16 protein-coding genes are annotated in these 18,070 nt (G+C 65.1%); 9 read left to right on the top strand and 7 right to left on the bottom strand.

Translation table 11 applies throughout. From position 1 onward, the window contains the following. Positions 1–150: 150 nt before the first annotated feature. From ACOJCM_RS07005 to typA, 7 genes are all read right to left on the bottom strand, one after another. Positions 151–1,473 carry a branched-chain amino acid ABC transporter permease gene (locus ACOJCM_RS07005; protein ID WP_445211354.1) on the bottom strand — a complete coding sequence of 441 codons (1,323 nt, stop codon included), beginning with the start codon at positions 1,471–1,473 and terminating at the stop codon, positions 151–153. Continuing rightward, positions 1,473–2,480: a branched-chain amino acid ABC transporter permease gene (locus tag ACOJCM_RS07000; protein WP_445211353.1), complete on the bottom strand. Its 1,008-nt coding sequence runs from the start codon at positions 2,478–2,480 to the stop codon at positions 1,473–1,475. The genes ACOJCM_RS07005 and ACOJCM_RS07000 overlap by 1 nt, the downstream gene beginning before the upstream one ends. Positions 2,481–2,508: 28 nt before the next feature. After that, complete coding sequence (locus ACOJCM_RS06995) at positions 2,509–3,213, bottom strand: ABC transporter ATP-binding protein (RefSeq protein WP_445211352.1); 705 nt, start codon at positions 3,211–3,213, stop codon at positions 2,509–2,511. Positions 3,214–3,283: 70 nt separating this feature from the next. Beyond that, a complete protein-coding gene (locus ACOJCM_RS06990) occupies positions 3,284–4,054 on the bottom strand; it encodes an ABC transporter ATP-binding protein (protein ID WP_445211351.1) in 771 nt (256 codons plus the stop codon). Positions 4,055–4,165: 111 nt separating this feature from the next. Continuing rightward, positions 4,166–5,611 carry a sodium-dependent transporter gene (locus tag ACOJCM_RS06985; protein WP_445211350.1) on the bottom strand — a complete coding sequence of 482 codons (1,446 nt, stop codon included), beginning with the start codon at positions 5,609–5,611 and terminating at the stop codon, positions 4,166–4,168. A 181-nt stretch (positions 5,612–5,792) separates the two neighbouring features. Continuing rightward, positions 5,793–6,119, bottom strand: coding sequence for a hypothetical protein (locus ACOJCM_RS06980; protein WP_445211349.1), 327 nt, complete (start codon positions 6,117–6,119; stop codon positions 5,793–5,795). Positions 6,120–6,247: 128 nt separating this feature from the next. Beyond that, positions 6,248–8,095 (bottom strand): translational GTPase TypA, encoded by a 1,848-nt coding sequence (gene typA / locus ACOJCM_RS06975; protein ID WP_445211348.1) that lies wholly within the window; start codon positions 8,093–8,095, stop codon positions 6,248–6,250. 341 nt (positions 8,096–8,436) lie between these two features. On the opposite strand from typA, the gene ACOJCM_RS06970 reads away from it, so the two are divergent. The 9 genes from ACOJCM_RS06970 to ACOJCM_RS06930 all read left to right on the top strand — a co-directional run bounded on the left by ACOJCM_RS06970 (position 8,437) and on the right by ACOJCM_RS06930 (position 18,066). Further along, a complete protein-coding gene (locus tag ACOJCM_RS06970; protein WP_445211347.1) occupies positions 8,437–8,979 on the top strand; it encodes a hypothetical protein in 543 nt (180 codons plus the stop codon). 366 nt (positions 8,980–9,345) lie between these two features. After that, the gene (glnA, locus tag ACOJCM_RS06965) at positions 9,346–10,752 is read left to right on the top strand and encodes a glutamate--ammonia ligase (RefSeq protein ID WP_445211346.1); all 1,407 of its coding nucleotides are present in this window, start codon (positions 9,346–9,348) and stop codon (positions 10,750–10,752) included. Positions 10,753–10,922: 170 nt separating this feature from the next. Further along, positions 10,923–11,492 carry a DUF4124 domain-containing protein gene (locus tag ACOJCM_RS06960; protein WP_445211345.1) on the top strand — a complete coding sequence of 190 codons (570 nt, stop codon included), beginning with the start codon at positions 10,923–10,925 and terminating at the stop codon, positions 11,490–11,492. A 303-nt stretch (positions 11,493–11,795) separates the two neighbouring features. Next, entirely contained in the window at positions 11,796–12,842 is a 1,047-nt protein-coding gene (gene glnL / locus ACOJCM_RS06955; RefSeq protein ID WP_445211344.1) for a nitrogen regulation protein NR(II), read from the top strand. Then, on the top strand, positions 12,835–14,247 hold the full coding sequence (gene glnG, locus ACOJCM_RS06950) for a nitrogen regulation protein NR(I) (protein WP_445211343.1): 1,413 nt from the start codon (positions 12,835–12,837) through the stop codon (positions 14,245–14,247). Before glnL ends, glnG begins: the two co-directional genes overlap by 8 nt. A 113-nt stretch (positions 14,248–14,360) precedes the next feature. Next, a complete protein-coding gene (locus ACOJCM_RS06945) occupies positions 14,361–15,311 on the top strand; it encodes a hydroxymethylglutaryl-CoA lyase (protein WP_445211342.1) in 951 nt (316 codons plus the stop codon). 2 nt (positions 15,312–15,313) lie between these two features. Then, on the top strand, positions 15,314–16,513 hold the full coding sequence (locus tag ACOJCM_RS06940; RefSeq protein WP_445211341.1) for a CaiB/BaiF CoA transferase family protein: 1,200 nt from the start codon (positions 15,314–15,316) through the stop codon (positions 16,511–16,513). An 87-nt stretch (positions 16,514–16,600) separates the two neighbouring features. Beyond that, a complete protein-coding gene (locus tag ACOJCM_RS06935; RefSeq protein WP_445211340.1) occupies positions 16,601–17,596 on the top strand; it encodes a Bug family tripartite tricarboxylate transporter substrate binding protein in 996 nt (331 codons plus the stop codon). Continuing rightward, the gene (locus ACOJCM_RS06930) at positions 17,593–18,066 is read left to right on the top strand and encodes a tripartite tricarboxylate transporter TctB family protein (RefSeq protein ID WP_445211339.1); all 474 of its coding nucleotides are present in this window, start codon (positions 17,593–17,595) and stop codon (positions 18,064–18,066) included. The genes ACOJCM_RS06935 and ACOJCM_RS06930 overlap by 4 nt, the downstream gene beginning before the upstream one ends. The last annotated feature ends 4 nt before the right edge of the window (positions 18,067–18,070 follow it).

Here is an 18,070-nt window from a genome sequence, read left to right as displayed (position 1 = left end):
ACCTCTCGTCGTATCGCTTCCTCATAGAAACACCCCGAAGGTTGGATTGGGTGTCCAACTTTCGGGGTGCAGTTCAACTGCCGAGGCCCTTCTTTATAAATGTAAACTTATAGAGAGGGTGCAGATTTATGTCGTACAAATCTACCCTCTCTAACCGTGGTGCTTGACCTTCTCGGGTATCAACCCCTGCGGCGCGAAGCGCAGCACCAGGGTGATCAACAGGCCGATCACGAACACCCGGGCCTGAAGGGCGCGACTATCGAGGTTGCCCGGCGGTTCCCAGCCGAACCAGCCCTCGCCGATCGCCGCGGCCCCGTGCATCAGGAACAGCGCCAGCGGCTCGGACATGAGCCAGATGATGTAGACCGCCACGGCGCCGAAGATGGTGCCCAGGTTGTTGCCGGGCCCACCCAGGATCACCATGACCAGCACCAGGAACGTGTGGTTCAACGGTAGGTAGCCGTTGGGGTCGAAGATGCTGTTGAACGAGGCCAGTACGCCGCCACCGACCCCCATCAGGATGCAGCCCAGCACGAAGATCTCCAGGCGGCGCCGGTTGATGTCCTTGCCCATCGCCGCGGCGGAGATTTCGTTGTCGCGGATGGCGCGGATCATGCGACCCCAGGGGGCATGGTAGGCGCGGTGCAGCAGGAAGAAGATCACCGCGATCATGACCGCGGTAAGCGACAGGTACACCGCCCTGGCGAGGGTGAAGCCCAGCGTGCTGGGACCCGGTGTGGGCCAGGGCAGCGGTGAGACGGTGGCGGTGCCGCGGGTCAGCCAGTCGGAGTTCTTGAGGAACGCCTTGATGATCTCGGCGATGCCCAGGGTGGCGATGGCCAGGTAGTCGCTGCGCAGCCCCAGGCAGATCCGACCGATGAAGTAGCCGACGCCTCCGGCCAGTGCACCGCCGACGATCCAGCCGGTCCAGGCGGGCAGTCCCAGGCCGCCGATGAAGCCGGCGCGAGACTCGATCTCGCCGGCGATTTCCCGAAGCATGCTGACGATGGCCAGGTAGAGCACCACGGCGAGCACGATGGCGACAAAGGTGCGTAACTTCCGTGGCAGGCCGAGACGGTCGAGCTTGGTGGCGCCGTACACCAGCAGCGCTGCGGCCGCGCCATAGAGCAGGACACGGCCCAGTTCGCCGGGCAGTTCAGTGTTCCAGAAGGCGTCGTTGACCGGCACGCTGAGGAACATGGCGGAAAAGCCCCCCAGGGCCACGAAGCCCATCACGCCGGCATTGAACTGGCCGGCATAGCCCCACTGAATCGTCAGTCCCAGGGCCAGGATGGCATAGCAGGCGGCTTCCACCAGCATGCGCGTGCTGTAGGCGGTTCCCATCACCGCGTAGATGCCGAGGATCACCGCCAGCAGGGCGCCGAACAGCATGACTTCACGCAGCGGGAAGCGCGAGGGTGTGGCCACCGTATCGGTGCGGCGTTCGCGTGCGGTAGGTTGTTGTGTGCTCATCAGATCACCTTCCCCTTGAAGATGCCGGTAGGGCGCCACACCAGGATCGCCACCAAAATGAAGAAGGGCACCACGATCTTGTATTCGGTGCCGACGAAGGCGAGGTTGCCGGCCTGGGCCAGCCACTCGGGCAGGCTGTCGCGGAAGGGGCGCAGCAGTACCGCCCAATTGAACACCGCCAGTGTTTCGGCGAAGCCCACCACGAAGCCGCCGGCGATGGCACCGTAGGGATGGCCCACGCCGCCGACGATGGCCGCGGCGAAGATCGGCAGCAGCAGGAAAAAGCTCAGGTCGGGCTTGAAGGTCACGTCGAGCGAGAGCAGGGTGCCGGCAATGGCTGCCAGGCCACCGGCGATCACCCAGGTGACCGCCACGATGCTGTTGGTATTGATGCCCGAGGCCCGCGCCAGGTCGGGGTTATCGGACATGGCGCGCATCGCCTTGCCCAGCCGCGTACGGTTGAGGAACAGATGCAGCCCCACCACGGCAGCAATGGTGATCACGAAGAGGATGATCTGAGGTTCGGTGATCACGACCGGCGCCCGCACGCCCTCGAACGGTAGGGCGAGGCGGTAGATCTCCTTGCGCTCACCGGCCAGATAGAGGTTCTGGGTGCTGGTGCCGGAGAACAGGCGAATCAGCCCCTGCAGCATCAGGGTCACGCCCAGCGAGCCGATGACCATGACGATGGGTTTGACGCCATGGGCCCGCAGCGGTTTGTAGAACGCCTTGTCGATGCCGACAGCCAGCAGGGCGGTAAGCACGATGGCCAATGGCAGCATGACCACGGGCGTGGGCAGCCCCACGACGCTACCCACGCCGGGGAAGGCCAGCGTCAGCAGCAGCACCATGAAGGCGCCGAAGGTCATCATGTCGGCATGGGCAAAGTGGGCGAAGCGCATGATGCTGAAGATCAGCGTCACGCCGATGGCGCCGATGGCGTAGATCGAGCCGGTCACGCTGCCGGCGACGATCACGTTGTTGATGAAGAAAACCAGTTCGTTCACGACTCACTCTCCAGTACGGGCTCCGGGCTCAACCGCCCAGGAAGCTCTTGGCCACTTCCGGGTCGGCGAGCAGCGCAGCGCCGGTATCGGTGAAGCGATTCTGGCCGGCGGCAAGGACGAAACCCTTGTCGGCGATGGCCAGGGCCTGCTTGGCATTCTGCTCGACCATGAGGATGCCCACGCCGGCAGCGTTGATCTCCTTCACCCGCTCGAAGATCTCGTTCATGTAGAGCGGGGAGAGGCCGGCCGTGGGTTCGTCGAGCAGCAGCACGTCGGGCTCGGCCATCAGTGCGCGGCCCATGGCGACCATCTGGCGCTGGCCGCCGGAAAGTTCACCGGCGGGCTGGTGGCGTTTGTCGTAGAGCGGCGGGAAGAAGTCGTAGACCTGCTTGAGCATGCGCTTGACGTTACCCGGCTTGAGGAAGGCGCCCATCTCCAGGTTTTCCTTCACCGAGAGGCTGGGGAAGACGTTCTTCTCCTGCGGTACGAAGCCCATGCCCTTCTGTACCAGCTTGTTGGGCGGCAGGTTGTGGATCGGCTCGCCGCGCAGCAGGATCTCGCCCTGGTTGACGGTGAGCAGGCCGAAGATGGCCTTGAGCATGGTGGACTTGCCGGCGCCGTTGGGGCCGACGATCACACCGACCTCGTCGGCCTCGATCGTCATGTTCACCCCGTTGAGGATGTTCATGCCGCCGTAGCCGCCATGCACGTCGCGTGCTTCGAGTAGTGGCATCTTGGATTCTCTGCGCTGTCGTTGGCTTTTTCTTGTCGGTCGTAGCGCCTGGCCAGGCGTGGCGCCACCCTCAGGCGGCGGTGGAGCCGAAATAGGCTTCGATCACCTGAGGATTGTTCTGGATCTCCTCGATGGTGCCCTCGACCATCACGCTGCCCTGGGCCAGCACGATCACCGGGTCGCACAGGCGTGCGATCATGTCCATGTCATGCTCGATGACCAGGAAGGTGTAGCCCATCTCGCGGTTGAGCCGTTCGATGTTGCTCACCAGGTCGCCCAGCAGCGTGCGGTTGACCCCGGCGGCAATCTCGTCGAGCAGCACCACGCGAGCGTCTGTCATCATGGTGCGGCCAAGCTCCAGCAGCTTCTTCTGTCCGCCGGAGAGGTTGCCGGCCAGTTCGTTGCGCACGTGGTGCAGGCCGATGAAGTCGATCACCTCGAGCGCCCGCCGCCGTACTTCGGCCTCCTCACGACGCACCAGGCCCGGCTTGAGCCAGGCGTCGAAGAGGCTCTCCCCAGCCTGCTGGGGCGGCACCATCATCAGGTTCTCCAGTGCCGTCATATGGGAGAACTCGTGGGCGATCTGGAAGGTGCGCAGCAGGCCCTTGTGGAACAGCGCATTGGCGGGGCGATTGGTGATGTCCTCGCCGTCGAGCAGGATCTGGCCGCTGTCGAGCGGCAGGGCGCCGGCAATGATATTGAACAGGGTCGACTTGCCGGCGCCGTTGGGGCCGATCAGCCCCGTGATGGAGCCCTTTTCGACCTGAATGGAACAGTCGTTGATGACCTTGAGGCCACCGAAGGCCTTGTTGACGTGCCTGACGTCGATGATGGATGGCATGTTGGTTCCTGCACTTTTTATATCTTTGTTATGCGCCCGACCCTGCGTTTGGCGCGAGGCCGAGCGGCGTATCTCGAGCCGCCGCCCGGGGGCGACGGCAAGGTTCCGTTGTCACGGCGTCTGGTCGTTCCCGGGCAGAAAGGTACGCCCGGCGGCGAAGGCGCCGACGATGATCAGCGCGCCGATGGCGGGAATCAGGTAGCCCTCCACCTGCGGGATGGTACGCAGGAACACGAAGGCGACCGCGGCCGGTGCCACGAAGCGGACCAGGAAGCGCCATGTCTTGAACCAGGACTCGCTGGTGCGCATCTCCTTCATCACCTCGGAGTGCGTCAGCGCCCAGCCGGCGAACAGCGCGATGAGCATACCTCCCAGCGGCATGAAGATATTGGTCAGAAGCTCGATGAAGTCGAAGGCGCTGCGGCCGAACAGGGCGTGGAAGGGGCTGGCATCGGCCCACTGGTTGAAGCTGACCACCGTCAGCAGGCCCATCGCCCAGCTGGCCACCACCATGGCGAACACCGCCTGGGGGCGGGTGAGGTCGAAGCGTTCGACGAGGAAGGCGGCTACCGGCTCGATCAACGAGATCGACGAGCTGATGGCCGCCCCCAGCACCAGGATGAAGAACACCCCGCCGATCAACCCGCCGAAGGGCATCTCGGCGAAGGCCAGTGGCAGCGTCACGAACATCAGCCCCGGCCCGGCACCGGCGTCCAGGCCGGCGCCGAACACCAGCGAGAAGATCGCCAGGCCCGCCACCATGGCCACGGCGGTATCGACGAAGGCGATGGCGAAGGCGGTGCGGCTCAACGAAGCGTCGCTGGCCATGTAGGCGCCATAGGCCATGATCGCGCCCATGCCGAGGCTCAGGGTAAAGAACGATTGCCCCATTGCCTGCAGCCAGCCCTCCAGGCTCAGGTCGCTCAGGTTGAAGGTGAACAGGAAGCTGGCGGCGGCCGCGAAATCGCCGTTGACGACACCGTAGGCGAGCACCACCAGCAGAATCGCGAACAGCGCCGGCATCATGATGCGCAGCCCGCTTTCGATGCCCTTGTGGATGCCCATGGCCACGATCAGCCCCGAGGCGATAATGAAGAGGGTGTGGTAGAGCGTGAGCAGGCTCGGCGAGGCCAGCAGCGCGTCGAAGCCGGCACCGATGGTAGCGGCGTCGGCGCCGACCAGCGAACCGGTCAGCATCTGCCAGGTGTAGTGGATCGCCCAGCCGGCGATCACCGAGTAGAAGCTCAGTATCAGGAAGGCCGAGGCGGCACCCAGCCAGCCGATCATCTCCCAACCGCGGTAGGTCTTGTGCGTGCGGGTCAGGAAACGCATGCCCATGATCGGGCTTCGACGGCTGGCGCGGCCGAGCATGGTCTCGGCGATCAGGATGGGAATGCCGACGGCGAAGATGGTCAATGCGTAGATCAAGATGAAGGCGCCGCCGCCGTTCTCGCCGGTCAGGTAGGGGAAGCGCCACAGGTTGCCCAGCCCCACCGCCGAGCCGACCGCAGCCAGCAGGAAGGTGCCCTTGTGTGTCCAGACGTTATGCGTGCTCATTGAGAATCCGAAAGCTCGTCTTGTGGCCTTGTGGGCCTACGATTGTGGTCACTGGGTTCCGGTTGGGTGGGGCCGGTCGAATGGCGCGTACACTGTGCGACAGAACCCGCATCATGGCCAGTAGACGAACGTTAAGGATACGTTGGGAGCGGCAGGTGACCGGGGCAGGCGTTCGTGGAAGTCACTGCGGCTCCTCGTCCTCCTTGGATATGTCGGCCGGCCGCGGCTCGAAGGCGCGGCTGGCGTCAGGCAACCTCACCGTATCGCCCAGGGCAAGCTTGCCGAACAGCTTGCGCCGTTTGCCGCTGTGCGGCTCGATAATGGCGACCACGTCGCCGATGCTGGTGCCGTCGACGTAGGCCTCGACCTTCACACGGACCACCTTGCCCTGATAGCGGGCCGAGAGAATGTCGCCGCGCCCCGGCTCGGAGTAGCCCTGGGGATTGCGCTCATAATGGCGCATCACGCTATCGGCGCCGGGGTCGTCCCATTCCACGTGCTTGTGCATATCGGTTCTCCCTGGATGAGGATTCCCTTCAAGGGTAGCCAGGGTGATGGAAGAACGCTGCACTGCCTGCCAGTCGTAAACGACGACACCCGCCAGGGCGGCGGGTGTCGTGGAGAAGCGAGCGAGGCTTACTTCTTGGCGCGCTTGCGCTCGTGCTCCTTGAGGTACTTCTTGCGCAGGCGGATGTGGTTGGGCGTGATCTCCACCAGCTCGTCGTCGTCGAGAAACTCGATGGCCTGTTCCAGACTGAACTTCACCGGCGGCGTCAGGACGATGTTCTCGTCGTTGCCCGAGGCACGCATGTTGTCGAGCTTCTTGCCCTTGGTGGGGTTGACCACCAGGTCGTTGGCGCGGTTGTGGATGCCCACCAGCATGCCTTCATAGACCTCGGTGCCGTGGTCGATGATCAGCTTGCCGCGCTCCTGCAGGGCGTACAGCGCGTAGGCCAGCGCCTTGCCGTCGACCATCGACACCAGTACACCGTTGCGACGCTCGATGGCGGCGTCGGGCTTGAGCGCGCCGTAGTGATCGAAGCGGCTGGTGAGGATGCCGGTGCCCGAGGTCAGGGTCAGGAACTGGCCGCGGAAGCCGATCAGCCCGCGCGCCGGGATGATGAAGTCCAGGCGCACGCGGCCCTTGCCGTCGGGGTTCATGTTGGTCAGCTCGCCCTTGCGGTAGCCGAGCTCCTCCATGATAGCGCCCTGATGCTGCTCCTCGCAGTCGATAATGACCTCTTCGTACGGCTCCTGCCTGACGCCGTCGATCTCCTTGATGATCACCTCGGGGCGGCCCACTGCCAGCTCGAAGCCCTCGCGGCGCATGGTTTCGATCAGCACCGACAGGTGCAGCTCGCCGCGGCCGGAGACCTTGAACTTCTCGGGGCTCTCGCCCTGCTCCACGCGCAGCGCCACGTTGTGGATCAGCTCCTGCTCGAGGCGATCCTTGATGTTGCGGCTGGTGACGTACTTGCCGTCGCGGCCGGCGAACGGCGAGTCGTTGACCTGGAAGGTCATGGAGACGGTGGGCTCGTCGACCGACAGCGGCGGCAGTGCCTCGACGGCGGCCGGGTCGCACAGGGTATCGGAGATCGAGAGCTCGTCGATGCCGGTGATGCAGACGATGTCGCCGGCGGTGGCGAGTTCGGTCTGCACCCGCTCCAGGCCCATATGGGTCATGACCTGGCCGACCTTGCCCTTGCGGGTCTTGCCGTCGGTGCCGATCACGGTGATCGTCTGGTTGGGCTTGACCGAGCCGCGCTTGATGCGGCCAAGGCCGATGACGCCCACGTAGCTGGAGTAGTCCAGCGCCGAGATCTGCATCTGGAACGGGCCGTCGAGCTCGACCGCCGGCGGTTCGACGATGTCGACGATGGCCTGGAACATGGGCGACATGTCTTCGGCCAGCGTGTCCGGATCCATGCCGGCGATGCCGTTGAGCGCCGAGCAGTAGACGATGGGGAAGTCGAGCTGCTCGTCAGTGGCGCCGAGGTTGTCGAACAGGTCGAAGATCTGGTCGATGACCCAGTCGGGACGAGCGCCGGGGCGGTCGATCTTGTTCACCACCACGATCGGCTTGAGACCCTGGGCAAAGGCCTTCTGGGTCACGAAGCGGGTCTGCGGCATGGGGCCGTCGACGGCATCCACCAGCAGCAGTACCGAATCGACCATCGACATCACTCGCTCCACTTCGCCGCCGAAGTCGGCGTGCCCGGGAGTGTCGACGATATTGATGTGGTAATCGCGGCCATTGCCGTCCTGCCAGCGGATCGCGGTGTTCTTGGCCAGGATGGTGATGCCGCGTTCCTTTTCCTGGTCGTTGGAGTCCATGATCCGCTCCTGCCCCTCGGCCTTGCGGTCCAGCGTGCCGGATTGGCTCAGGAGCTTGTCGACCAGGGTGGTCTTGCCGTGGTCGACGTGGGCGATGATGGCAATGTTGCGCAAACTCTCGATACGAGAGGGGGTTACAGCTGTGTTCATAGGGGGGTGACTCATCAACAGGTACGCACCTATGTACACATCTCAAAGACGTACCCTAGGCGCGGGGTAGGGGAGTGGTGGCGCATTGTACAGATAAGCGGGGAAGGGGAATAGCACAACCTCGCATTATAGCGCTATCAGCCCGCGGCGTGGTGCGTTCCCCTCAGCTTGAGGAGCCCGGACACTAACGCCAGCCCTTGCAACCGGGCAAGAGTTGGACAACGCAGTGGGGAAAAATTCAGCAAGGGTACATCTGTATACTTTTCTAAACTTAATCCACACAGTTCGTAACTTCCTTCCGCGTGCCGGTCGGTTAGCCCTCTCTTCGTGGAGCCTGAGCGATGACTTTACCCAGCGTCTTCCTCGATGCCCGAACCGCAGGAGCGCAACTGCCTCACAACCTGCTCAGCCTCGGGCAGGCGGCAAGACAGTGGCAAGGCGGATATGAGCTGCTGCTGGTGGATGATACCGGCGACCGGCGCCTGCCGGATCTGGCTCGTCGCCACCAGGCGATACTGCTGCCGTGCAGTGCGCCGACCTTGGGGCGACGTTTGAACGCGGCCGTTGGGGCCAGCCATGGGGAGGTGTTGATGTTTCCCGGGCTCGGGGCGTGCCATGCCATTGATTGGTTGAGCCAGCGGATGGCGGAGTTCGAATTGGGCAGGAAATGGGATGCTGCCGTCTCTCCGCTGTATCGCCAGCGTCGTACGAGGCGATGGTGGAGCTGGCTGCACAAGACCTCTCCCCGAGATACCTTCTGGGTGGCTCGCGAATGGTTCGAGCGTATCGGCGGCTTCGACCCGCAGCTGGGCTGCGATGCGCTGCCCGATCTGCTCGAACGGCTGCGCGCCTGCCAGGCCCGCGTTGTGTTCCACGGCGGCTGATCCCGGCGCGCTGCTCCCCCTCCTCCTTCGTTCGCTCTTTCTTGGTGCATATCCATTCTCCATGCACCAAAGCGGTGCTCTTTTTTGCGCTTTCTTGGTACCTGCGTCAGGCTGAGGGCGGGCCTGGTGCAATGAGGTGCAGTCGGCGGTGGTTTATTTCCCTTTCAAAACAAAAAGTAGCCTAATCCAGGTCTTGCTTGGTGCAATTTTGGCACGGCTTCTGCATCAAGACGGTCAGCTCTCCATGCCCTGCATGGCGATCGTGGGCAGCCTGGCCCACAGCGTGCTACAACAGGCGCTGGATTCAACCAGCGCCAGTGGTCTTCAGCCAAACGAATCGAGCCACAGCTCAAACGGAGGACATACATGTCAGCCAAGACTCTCGCCCTGATCGAAGAACACGATGTGAAGTGGGTGGACCTGCGCTTCACCGACACGCGGGGCAAGGAACAGCACGTCACCATTCCGGCCCGTGACGTGGACGAGGAATTCTTCGAGAACGGCCAGATGTTCGACGGCTCCTCGATTTCCGGCTGGAAGGGCATCAACGAGTCCGACATGATCCTGCGTCCGGAAGACGGCACCGCCTTCCTCGACCCGTTCACCGAGGACGCCACCCTGGTGCTGCGCTGCGACATCATCGAGCCGGCCACCATGCAGGGCTACGAGCGCGACCCGCGATCCATCGCCAAGCGCGCCGAGGCCTACCTGCAGTCCACTGGCCTGGGCGATACCGCCTTCTTCGGACCCGAGCCCGAGTTCTTCATCTTCGACGAGGTGCACTGGAAGGCCGATATCGAAGGTGCCATGTACAAGATCACCTCCGAAGAGGGCGCCTGGTCCACCGACCGTCAGGTCGAGGGCGGCAACCTGGCGCACCGTCCGCGCGTCAAGGGCGGCTACTTCCCGGTGCCCCCGGTCGACAGCTTCCATGACATCCGTGGCGCCATGTGCAACACCCTGGAAGCCATCGGCCAGACCGTCGAGGTGCACCACCACGAGGTGGCCAACGCCGGCCAGAACGAGATCGGCGTGAAGTTCAACACGCTGGTGAAGAAGGCCGACGAAGTTCAGGAAATGAAGTACGTGATCCACAACGTGGCTCACGCCTACGGCAAGACCGCGACCTTCATGCCCAAGCCGCTGGTCGGCGACAACGGCAGCGGCATGCACGTGCACCAGTCGTTCTGGAAGGATGGCCAGAACCAGTTCGCCGGCGACCAGTACGCTGGGCTGTCTGAAATGGCCCTCTACTACATTGGTGGCGTGATCAAGCACGCTCGTGCCCTGAACGCCTTTGCCAACGCTTCCACCAACTCCTACAAGCGTCTGGTGCCGGGCTTCGAGGCGCCGGTCATGCTGGCCTACAGCGCGCGCAACCGCTCGGCCTCCATCCGCATCCCGTACACCGCGAGCCCCAAGGGCAAGCGCGTCGAGCTTCGCTTCCCCGACCCGACCGCCAACCCCTACCTGTGCTTCGCCGCCATGCTGATGGCCGGTATCGACGGCATCAAGAACAAGATCCACCCCGGCGATGCGATGGATAAGAACCTCTACGACCTGCCGCCGGAAGAGGGCAAGAAGGTGCCGACCGTGGCGCATAGCCTGGACCAGGCCCTGGAGGCGTTGGATAAGGACCGCGCCTTCCTCACCGAGGGCGGCGTGTTCACCGACGACATGATCGATGCCTACATCGAGCTGAAGATGGAAGACGTCGAGCGGATCCGCATGACCACGCATCCGATCGAGTTCGATATGTACTACAGCTGCTAAGCTGTCGCGTCCGGCGGCATGGCCGCTGGCTCGCCACGAGGGGCTCCGCATCGCGGAGCCCCTTTTTTGTCGTACACTGAGTGGCGAAGTGGCGGGGGTTAGACGTTCATAGGCACATCGGCCGACCGGGAGCGGAGCTGCGCGGTTCGCCGGCGAAGGGGAGAGTCCTCATGGGCAAGGCGATCGTGCTGTCTCTACTGAGCCTGGCGCTGGTGCACGAGGCGCTGGCCACGACGATCTATCGCACCACCGACGCGCAGGGCAACGTGATCTTCACCGATGACCCCGAGCGCGGCGGCGAGCCGGTCGAGCTGGCGCCGCTGACGGTGATCCCTTCGCGGGATGAGGGTCGGCGGAGCGAGCCGCCGCGGGCCGAGGGTGTGACGCCCCGGGCCAGCGAGTCGCCGGGCCAGCCTTTCATGCCCTACGATACCTTCCGCATCCAGTCGCCGCCGCACGGGGCGGATCTTCCCGCGAGCTATGCCGGCAACCTGCAGGTGGAGCTGGATATCGAGCCGCCGCTACGCCCCGACCACCGGGTACGGTTGCTCGTCGACGGCCGCGTGAGCCAGACCGCCATGCATACCCGGGCCTTCATGCTCACCAACCTCGAGCGTGGTGAATATGAACTCCAGGCCGAGTTGCTCGATGCGCAGGGGCAGATACGCCATCGTACCGCGCCGGTATCCCTCTATGTGCAGCGGGCCGATGCCACGCTTGCGCCCGGTAGCGATGGCTGAGCCTCGTACCGCCAACATTCCTCCCATTCCCTTCAACTCCCTCTCCCGCGCGTTGCACCGAAGCGGAGAGGGTGCATGCCTTCCGATATAGCACTTGTTCTGCTAATGCACCATTATGGTGCGCAATGATACGGTGTGTCCGCCCCGAAACGGCGCCATGCTGCGCCAGATAGGGTTGGCGCGCTTCTTGCTTTGTGATGTGGAGCCCGGGGAAGGTGCAGCGATGGCGAGGGTCGTCGATGCGCCTGCACGAGGCAGGCGCTGCGCCGTGCCCCCTCGCCATTTACCAAGGGAAGGTCGTAAATGTATCGACGCCTGATGGAACACCTCACCACGGCCGTTATCCTGCTGGACGACGAGCTGCGGTTGCGTTGGATGAACCCGGCTGCCGAGGCTTTGCTGGCGATCAGCCTGGGTCGGGTGAAGGGGCTCAGCCTGGCCGCGCTGCTGGCCGAGGACGATGGCATGGTCGGGGTGTTGGCCAAGGCGCGCGATGACCAGCATCCCTTCACCCAGCGTGAAGTTCGGCTGACGCTGCTCGGCGCCACCCTGGTCACGGTCGATTATACGGTCACCCCGCTCTCATCGACGGAACTGCTGGTGGAGATGGAGCCGCGCGATCGGCTCCTGCGGATCTCGCGTGAAGAAGCCCTGCTCAACCGCCAGGAGGCGATCAAGGTCCTCTCGCGCGGGCTGGCCCACGAGGTCAAGAATCCGCTGGGCGGGATTCGCGGTGCCGCCCAGCTGCTGGAACGCGATCTCGACGACCCTGCCCTGCAGGAGTTCACGCGAATCATCGTCGAGGAGGTCGACCGGCTGCGCGACCTGGTCGACAGCATGTTGGGCCCCAACCAGGTGGCCCGCCATCAGCCGCTCAACATCCACAAGGTGCTGGAGCGGGTGCGCACCCTGCTGCTGGCCGAGACGCCTAGCGTGAAGATCGAGCGCGACTACGACCCCAGCCTGCCCGACTTCCCCGGCGACGAGGCCCAGATGATTCAGGCGGTGCTGAACGTGGCGCGCAACGCGGTGGAAGCGATGACCAGCGCCGACACCGAAGCCCCCTGCCTGATGATGCGCACGCGGGCGCGCCGCCAGTTCACCCTGGGGGCCGAGCGTCACCGTCTGGTCTGCGAGGTGGCGCTGATCGACAACGGCCCCGGCGTTCCCGAGAGTCTTCAGGAAACCCTTTTCTATCCCATGGTATCGGGGCGTGCCGAGGGCAGTGGACTGGGATTGTCCATTGCCCAGGGCATCCTGCATCAGCATCAGGGGCTCATCGAGTGCGAGTCCCGCCCCGGGCATACCGAATTCCGTTTGCTTATTCCGTTGGAGAGGCGTCATGACTGATGTCGCACGTGTCGCGGTGGTCGACGACGACCGCGCCATACGCTGGGTGCTGGAGCGCGCCCTGGCTCAGCCCGATCTCGAGGTCGAGTGCATCGACCGGGCCGACGTGGCGCTCAGCCGTTTGCTTGACGATCCCCCCGATGTGCTGGTGACCGATATCCGCATGCCGGGCATCGACGGCCTGGATCTCATGTCGCGGGTGCGGGACGTGCACCCCGACCTGCCGGTGATCGTGATGACCGCCCACTCCGATCTCGACAGCGCCGTGGCGTCCTATCAGGGCGGCGCCTTCGAGTACCTGCCCAAGCCGTTTGACGTCGACGAGGCGCTGGCCCTGGTGCGCCGAGCGGTGGCGCATGCCCGCGAGCGCAAGCGGCCGGTCAGCGTACCCGAGGGGCTCGATGCCGAGATCATCGGCGAGGCGCCGGCCATGCAGGAGGTCTTCCGCGCCATCGGCCGGCTGTCGCACTCGCACATCACGGTGCTGATCAACGGCGAGTCGGGGACAGGCAAGGAGCGGGTGGCTCGTGCCCTGCACCAGCACAGCCCGCGCTCCAGCCACCCCTTCATTGCCCTCAACATGGCGGCGATTCCCCGCGATCTGATCGAATCGGAGCTGTTCGGCCACGAGAAGGGTGCCTTCACCGGCGCCACGGCAAGCCGGCAGGGCCGCTTCGAGCAGGCCAACGGCGGCACGCTGTTCCTCGACGAGATCGGCGACATGCCCGCCGAGACCCAGACGCGACTGCTACGCGTGCTGGCCGACGGCGAGTTCTACCGGGTCGGCGGTCACACGCCGGTCAAGGTGGACGTGCGCATCATCGCCGCCACCCACCAGAACCTCGAGCGGCTGGTCGAGGACGGCCGCTTTCGCGAGGACCTGTTCCACCGCCTCAACGTGATCCGCGTCCATCTGCCCAAGCTGGCGGAGCGGCGCGAGGACATTCCACGCCTGGCACGCCACTTCCTTGCGGAGGCCGCCAAGGAGCTGTCCACCGACGTCAAGGTGCTGACCCAGGATGCCGAAACCCACCTGACTCGACTGCCCTGGCCGGGCAACGTTCGCCAGTTGGAGAACACCTGTCGCTGGCTGACGGTGATGGCCTCGGGGCGCGAGATCCTGGTCGAGGATCTGCCGCCGGAGCTGCGCCACGGCGAGGGCGGCGAGGCCTCCAGCGGCGACTGGCGTACCGCCTTCCGCGATTGGGCCGACCGTGCCCTGGCGGCAGGGCACACCCATCTGCTGGAAGAGGCCGTGCCGGACTTCGAGCGCATCCTGATCGAGACCGCGCTGAAGCACACCGGCGGGCGCAAGGGCGAGGCCGCCGAGCTGCTGGGCTGGGGGCGCAACACCCTGACCCGTAAGCTCAAGGTGCTGCTGCCGGCATTGGCCGACGGCGACTGAGCGGGGAGTCGTTCGACCCCGACAAGAAATCCATGCATTGAACGAAAGGCGCATGGCCGCGGAGCGAACCGGCTTCGTACAGTCGGGGAAAGTCCCTGCCCATGGCGGCCATCATGTCCGAAGCGATTCACGCCCCCCAGCGGGTGCATGTTACCGAAGTCGGCCCGCGCGACGGCCTGCAGAACGAGAAGGTCGTCCTCTCCACAGCGGACAAGGCCGCCCTGGTGCGGGCACTGGTCGCGGCCGGAGTCCGCGAGTTCGAGCTGACCTCCTTCGTCAGTCCACGGGCGGTGCCGGCCCTGGCCGATGCCGCGGAACTGGTCGAGGCTCTGCGCGACGTCAACGACGTCCACTTCTCGGCGCTGGTGCCGAACCTGCGCGGCGCCGAGCGGGCCCTGGCGGCCGGCATCGACTCGGTGGTGCTGTTCGTTTCGGCCTCGGAGAGCCATAACGCCAAGAACGTCAACGCCAGCGTTGCCGAGTCGCTGGCGAGCTTCGAGCAGGTGGCCCGGCGGCTCGAGGGCAGCGGCATCGAACTGCGCGGCGCCATTGCCACCTGCTTCGGCTGCCCCTTCGAAGGCGACGTCGACGTCGCCGCGGTGGGGCGCATCGCGCGTCACTTTGCCGATCTCGGCGCGCGCCATGTGTCGCTGGGCGATACCACCGGCATGGCCACGCCACCGCTGGTCAGCGAGCGTATCCAGCATCTGCGCGAGGTGGCACCCTCGCTTGCGCCTACCCTCCATTTCCACAATACCCGCGGCATCGGGCTGGCCAACGTCATGCAGGGGCTGGCGCTTGGCGTCGATCGCTACGAGAGTTCGATCGGCGGCCTGGGCGGCTGCCCCTTCGCGCCGGGGGCCACCGGCAATATTGCCAGCGAAGACCTGATCTATCTGCTCAGCGAAATGGGCATCGAGACCGGCATCGAGCTGGAGGGCATGATCGCGGCAGCGCAGCTCGCCACGCGCCTGATGGGAAGGCCGCTGCCGGCCCAGGTTTCCAAGGCGGGCCCGCGGCTGGCGCTTAGCGACGGCACTGCCGTGGCCACGGCGAAGGGCTGAGCATGGGCGAGTCTTCCGCCCCCGGGGCCCTCGACAACATTAGAGTGATCGACCTCACGCGGGTGATCTCGGGACCGTTCTGTACCCAGATACTCGGCGATCACGGCGCCGAAGTCATCAAGGTCGAGCCGCCCGGTCGCGGCGACGTGCTGCGCTCGCAGGGCAATATCGTCAACGGCTTCAGCTGGTACTTCGCCCAGTTCAACCGCAACAAGCGTTCGCTGACGCTCGACTTGCGCAGCGACGAGGGCAAGGCGATCCTGCACCGCCTGCTGGAGAGCGCCGACGTGCTGGTCGAAAACTTCCGCCCCGGTGTGCTGGACAGGATGGGCCTCGATGACGAGACCCTGCGTGAACGCTATCCTCGCCTGGTCGTCGGCCGCATCAACGGCTTCGGTTCCACCGGCCCCTACCGCGATCGGCCCGCCTACGACTTCATCGCCCAGGCCATGAGCGGCTTCATGGGAGTCAATGGCCCGCCCGATGGCGAACCCATGCGCGCCGCCCCTCCGATCAGCGACATGGTGGCCAGCCAGAATCTCGCCTTCGGCATCTGCGCGGCGCTGGTGCGACGCGAGCGGACCGGCCGTGGCGAGATCCTCGAGACCGCCCTGACCAATGGCTTGATCGGCATGATGGGCTACCTGGCGGCGGAATTCTTCGCCACCGACCGCATCCCGGCGCGCACCGGCAACGACCATCCCATGCTCTACCCTTACGGCCTGTTTCGTGCCCTTGACGGCGAGGTGGCGATAGCGCCCAGCAGCGATGCCATGGTCGAACGCCTGCTGGGCGCCCTTGGCCTGCTTCACCTGCTCGACGACGAGCGCTTCGCCGATAACGCGCGACGCATGGCCCACCGCGAAGCCCTGCGCGAACAGATCAACCGGGTCACCGCCCAGCGCCGCGTCGAGGAGTGGATCGCGCATCTCAACGACGCCGGGGTCCCGTGCGGTCGCGTCTATAGCCTGCGCGATACCTTCGACGATCCTCAGGTCCAGGCCCAGGAAATGAAGATCGAGATCGACCAGGGCGAACTGGGGCGCATCCCCGCCACCGGCTTTCCCGTCAAGATGCGCGAGGCGCCGCCGGCCGTGCATCACCCCGCGCCGCGGCTAGGCGAGCATACGCGCGACATCCTGCGCGAGCTGGGCGTTGACGAGGCGGAGGTTGCCCGGATGCAAGCTCGCGGTGTCATATAAGCTAACCTGCAGGAAGCGTCGAGCCAGGCGGCCCGGCGCGGCAACACCCACTCAACAGCGGTACAACAACAAACGAGGGACTCGACTATGCGCACCATCAAGCATGTCCGTCACGGTTTTGCCGCCTCTGCCCTGCTGGGGCTGGGGCTGGCTGTCAGCTCCCCGAGCCAGGCGTTGCCGATCAGCGAGTGCATCGCTCCGGCCGACCCCGGCGGCGGCTGGGATTTCACTTGCCGCTCGGTGGCCAAGCTCCTGCGCGAACTGGAGCTGACCGACGGCAATGTACAGGTCACCAACATGCCGGGCGGCGTAGGCGCCGTGGCGTTCTCCAACGTCTCCAGCAGTCGCGCCGACGACAGCGACCTGATCGTGGCGACCAGTACCGTGGGCATGACGCAGATCGCCCAGGGGCAGTACCCCGACGATGCCGACACCATGCGCTGGCTGGCCATGCTGGGGACCGACGTGGGGGTGATTCTGGTCGACGACGAGAGCCCCTACGAGACCCTCGAGGATCTACTGGACGCCATGCTCGATGACCCTGGCGCCGTGGCCATGGCCGGCTCGAGCGGCGCCGGCGGTTGGGACCATATCCGGGCGTTGCTGGTGGCCAAGGAGGCCGGCATGCCGGCCGAGCAGATGGCCAGTGTGCGCTGGGTACAGTTCGACGGCGGCGGCCCGGCCGTGACCCAGATGATGGGCGGGCATGTCGACATGGTATCCACCGACCTCGGCGAGATCGCGGGCTTCATCGAGTCCGGCGACGTGCGCGTGCTGGCGGTGCTTTCCGACGAGCCCTTGCCCGAGCCCTTCGCCGATCTGCCCACGGCGGTGTCTCAGGGCTATGACGTGACCGGCTACAACTGGCGCGGCTTCTACACCGGCGGCGAGGTTTCCGACGAGGACTACGCCGAGATGGTCGAGACCCTCGAGACGCTGTACCAGAGCGAGGAGTGGAAGGAGACCGCCCAGCAGAACGGCCTGGTGCCGCTGTGGCGAGGCGGTGAAGAGTTCACCGACTACGTCTACGAAACCATCGATGAAGTCGAGTCCGTGTCGCGCGAGATCGGGGTCATCGAGTGAGTGAACCCGTCACGAACCCGGAACAGGTCTCGGGCGCCGTCGCCGATCGTATCGCCGGCGTCGTGCTGCTGCTCATGGCCGTGGGGGCCTGGTGGTATTCGCATACCTTCCCGGCCGGCTTCGGCCAGGTCGTGGGCCCCGGGGCCTTTCCGCGTCTCGTCAGCGTGCCGATGGGGCTGTTCGCGGCCTATCTCGTGATTCGCCCCGGCGTCAATCAGCGCTGGCCGCAGCGCGCCGCCCTGCTCAGGCAGGGGGCGGCGCTGCTGCTGCTCGGCCTCTATGCCGGCCTGCTCAAGCCGCTGGGTTTCCTGCCCGCCAGCTTGATCGTCATGGTGCTGTTGATCCGCCTGTTCGGTGCGACCTGGAAAGCCTCGCTGGTTTGCGGCGCGCTGCTCACGGCTTCTCTCTACCTGCTGTTCGAATTCATTCTGGGCATGCCGCTACCCAACATGCCGGGACTCCACTGGTAAGGCG

The sequence above is a fragment of the Billgrantia hypersalina genome, from assembly GCF_052584175.1.
Note: the sequence above shows the minus strand (reverse complement) of the source record. Positions and strands in the feature narration are given on the sequence as shown.

What these genes read in the sequence shown, in the direction of transcription:
- ACOJCM_RS06960 (WP_445211345.1), top strand. Translation starts at nt 10,923, where the DNA reads ATGGGCAAGGCGATCGTGCTGTCTCTACTGAGCCTGGCGCTGGTGCAC.
- ACOJCM_RS06980 (WP_445211349.1), bottom strand. Translation starts at nt 6,119, where the DNA reads ATGCACAAGCACGTGGAATGGGACGACCCCGGCGCCGATAGCGTGATG.
- ACOJCM_RS06935 (WP_445211340.1), top strand. Translation starts at nt 16,601, where the DNA reads ATGCGCACCATCAAGCATGTCCGTCACGGTTTTGCCGCCTCTGCCCTG.
- glnL (WP_445211344.1), top strand. Translation starts at nt 11,796, where the DNA reads ATGTATCGACGCCTGATGGAACACCTCACCACGGCCGTTATCCTGCTG.
- ACOJCM_RS06995 (WP_445211352.1), bottom strand. Translation starts at nt 3,213, where the DNA reads ATGCCACTACTCGAAGCACGCGACGTGCATGGCGGCTACGGCGGCATG.
- glnA (WP_445211346.1), top strand. Translation starts at nt 9,346, where the DNA reads ATGTCAGCCAAGACTCTCGCCCTGATCGAAGAACACGATGTGAAGTGG.
- ACOJCM_RS06970 (WP_445211347.1), top strand. Translation starts at nt 8,437, where the DNA reads ATGACTTTACCCAGCGTCTTCCTCGATGCCCGAACCGCAGGAGCGCAA.
- ACOJCM_RS06945 (WP_445211342.1), top strand. Translation starts at nt 14,361, where the DNA reads ATGTCCGAAGCGATTCACGCCCCCCAGCGGGTGCATGTTACCGAAGTC.
- ACOJCM_RS07005 (WP_445211354.1), bottom strand. Translation starts at nt 1,473, where the DNA reads ATGAGCACACAACAACCTACCGCACGCGAACGCCGCACCGATACGGTG.
- typA (WP_445211348.1), bottom strand. Translation starts at nt 8,095, where the DNA reads ATGAACACAGCTGTAACCCCCTCTCGTATCGAGAGTTTGCGCAACATT.
- glnG (WP_445211343.1), top strand. Translation starts at nt 12,835, where the DNA reads ATGACTGATGTCGCACGTGTCGCGGTGGTCGACGACGACCGCGCCATA.
- ACOJCM_RS06990 (WP_445211351.1), bottom strand. Translation starts at nt 4,054, where the DNA reads ATGCCATCCATCATCGACGTCAGGCACGTCAACAAGGCCTTCGGTGGC.
- ACOJCM_RS06985 (WP_445211350.1), bottom strand. Translation starts at nt 5,611, where the DNA reads ATGAGCACGCATAACGTCTGGACACACAAGGGCACCTTCCTGCTGGCT.
- ACOJCM_RS06940 (WP_445211341.1), top strand. Translation starts at nt 15,314, where the DNA reads ATGGGCGAGTCTTCCGCCCCCGGGGCCCTCGACAACATTAGAGTGATC.